General features: G+C 64.9%; 2 protein-coding genes. Both read right to left on the bottom strand.

Annotation, left to right across the window (positions count from 1 at the left end; all coding sequences use genetic code 11):
* Nucleotides 1-651: 651 nt before the first annotated feature.
* A complete protein-coding gene (gene istB, locus IWX77_RS16750) occupies nt 652-1431 on the bottom strand; it encodes an IS21-like element helper ATPase IstB (RefSeq protein WP_196845678.1) in 780 nt (259 codons plus the stop codon).
* Nucleotides 1428-2774 (bottom strand): DDE-type integrase/transposase/recombinase (locus IWX77_RS16745; RefSeq protein ID WP_327012286.1); only part of this gene is annotated, 1347 nt, incomplete at its 5' end. The genes IWX77_RS16745 and istB, both read right to left, overlap by 4 nt.

The raw sequence follows: 2774 nt of genomic DNA, 5'->3' as shown, positions 1-2774 counted from the left end.
AGTCTTACCTTCGCGGGGAGTGGTCGTCGCCCAGCCGAGGCCGCGCGTTCACGACCACAGCGGCTTCGTGCACTTGCTCCCACCATCAGGGCAGCTGGCCGACAGCTCGTTGGCTGGTTGAAGGATGACTGTCCCATGCCTGCGAAATAGCAGCCATTTTTTGTCGCGATTCACACGCGCTGGAACCGGTCGGCGTGACAAAGCATCGGCTACTCGTCCCGACAACGGAATCTTTATTGAGATGCCCGCAGGGAGTTGGTGCGCACGACTTCTGGCATTTGTGCAGTCGACTTCTGTAAATGGTCATCGGGCCTGTATAGGTTTTTGCTGCCGCGGTGGGTTGATCAGCTGACGGCTGGAGTCGACGCGGTCGGGGCTGAATGCGATGACTGAGGCGCCGGACAGGATAAAGGAGATGACCATCGATACTGCTCTTGCCCTTCCGGATGGATATGACGAGTTTCTTGGCGGGTTGAAGACTCGTGTCCGAGAGGCACGGTCCCGGGCCCAGCGGGTCTGTCAAGGGCCATGAAGAACTGCCCACTGGCGGACACGGAAAATGCCCGCTGATGGCCATGAAAACTGCCCACTCATGGCCAACAGATCTGCCCACCAGGAGTTCGGCGGCGTTGGCCATGCGCGGAGCGAGTGTTAGCTCATCGGCGTCACGCCCTGCCCGGCGAGGGCCTGCGTGAGGCGGATCGATTCGCCCGACGTCTGACAGACGTGAGCGTGGTGAAGTAGCCGGTCGACGGTCGCTGTCGCGAGGGTTTTGGGCATGAGCTCGTCAAAGCCGGCAGGATGTAAATTCGACGAGACCGCGATGGACCGTTTTTCATAGGCCGCGTCGACGAGCCGATAGAGCCCCTCGGCCGCGTCGGTCCCCACGGCGAGGAGCCCTATGTCGTCAATCACGATGAGGTCGGCGCGGAGGATGCGCGCGACGACTCGGGTGACGCTGTCGTCAGCGCGGTGGGCGCGCATCAATGCGCCGAGGTCCTCGAGGCGGAACCACGCCACGCGCATGCCGGCCTCGACGACTTGCTGGCCGAGGGCCTCGAGGAAGAACGTTTTCCCCGTGCCGGAGGGACCGCAAACGACAACATTCTCTTTCCGGCTGATCCACTCGAGAGTGCGGAGGGCTTGCTGCGTCGGCAGCGGGATCGATGACGCGGCCGGGTCCCAGGTGTCGAAGGTTTTCCCTGTGGGGAACCCCGCGGCTTTCCGACGGGTGGCGAGCATCGATCGGGACCGGCCGGTGACTTCCTCGACGAGGAGAGCTTTGACGACTTCGGCGGGTTCCCACCGTTGCGTGCGCGCCGTGATCAGCAGCTCCGGCGCTAACGCCCTCGCGTAGGGCATCTTCAGCTGCCGCATCAACGCCTCCAGGTCGGCCGGGAGCGCGGGGGCGGCGGTCGGGACGGGGCTCATGCGCTTTCCTCCACGGTGTCGTCGATAACGCTCGCGGGCGGTTGACCGATCGCGGCCCAGCCTCGGGTTCCTTGGGTGAGGGACTGGGTTTCGCTGGCCGTGTGGGTGCTCGCGCGCAACCCTGCCGCGTTCAGGATCGAGGCGAGGTCCTTGTGCGCGAAGCGGCCATGGATGGCCGCGGTGCCCAGGGCCTGGTCGACGTCTGCCTGCCCGGCGATCTTCGCCAGCGCCACGGCCTCAGCCATCTTCTGCGTGATCCGCATCGTCCCCACCGCGGCGGCCTCGAGCAGCCAGGTCCGGGCGCCGGCGCCGATTGCGAGGAACTCCAGTTCGGCGGCGTTCTTCCCTTTCACCGCGTAGTCGCCGGGGATTTTGGGGGCATGATCGGGGAAATGAGCATCGTCGATGGCGGGGCTGCCCGGCCGGGCGCGCTGGTGCCGGGCGACCTCCACGGGCCCGTCTCTACCCTCGTGGACGACGATGACCTGCTCAGCCAGGCCGAGGCCGTGGCTGCGCACGAACACTCGCGCGCCGAGCAGATAGGACGGCACCGAGTACTGAGCGTTCTCGAACGTGACCATCGGAGTGTTGTCCGGGACGCTGCGAGACATACCGAAGGAGATGGTGTGCGCGGCGTCTGGAACACGGTGCAACCGGGGAGCTTCCTCCAGAAGCATCGCGGTGGGCTTGCGGCGAGTGGCGCGATGCTCACGGTTGTTGACCAGGTCCATGAACTCCTGGCAGGCCGTTTCGATGTCAGCGAAGGAGTCATACTCGGGACGGAGGTTGGTGTCTTTGGGGACGATGTCGGCCTTGGCGAGCTTCACGGAGGACTCGACACCGCCCTTGGTCGCGGGGTCCGCTGGCTGGCAGGTGAGCACCGTGACGCCGTAGTGGCGGGCGAAGTCCACCGTCGCGACGTTCCGGACCGGAACGCCGGCGATGTGAGACACGGTGACGGTTTTCTCGTTATCGGTCAGGACGTAGGTCGGGGCACCGCCAATGATGCGGAACGTGCGATCCAGCGCCGCGTAAACACTCGGCGCCGTGCGATCACGCATCACGATGACGACCCGGAACCGCGACCACGCAAGCCACGCGATGTAGAGCACGGTCTTCTTGCCGTCCATCAGTGGTCCGTCGCCGAAATCGTACTGAATCCACATACCTGGCTCCGAGATCCACGGCCGGTGCACGCGGGTGTTGCCAAGGCAGTAGGCGGCACGAACCTGAGCGAACGCGCGGCGGGTTGAGTATTTGCGCTCGTGGGGGCCAGTGTTATTGACGTTCGGGGCCACGGGGTGATGTGGCGAGTAGCGCGTTTCGGGGCCACCGAATATTTC

Origin of the sequence: Cryobacterium sp. CAN_C2 (assembly GCF_015751745.1) — a bacterium.
Lineage (GTDB): Bacteria > Actinomycetota > Actinomycetes > Actinomycetales > Microbacteriaceae > Cryobacterium.
Note: the sequence above shows the minus strand (reverse complement) of the source record. Positions and strands in the feature narration are given on the sequence as shown.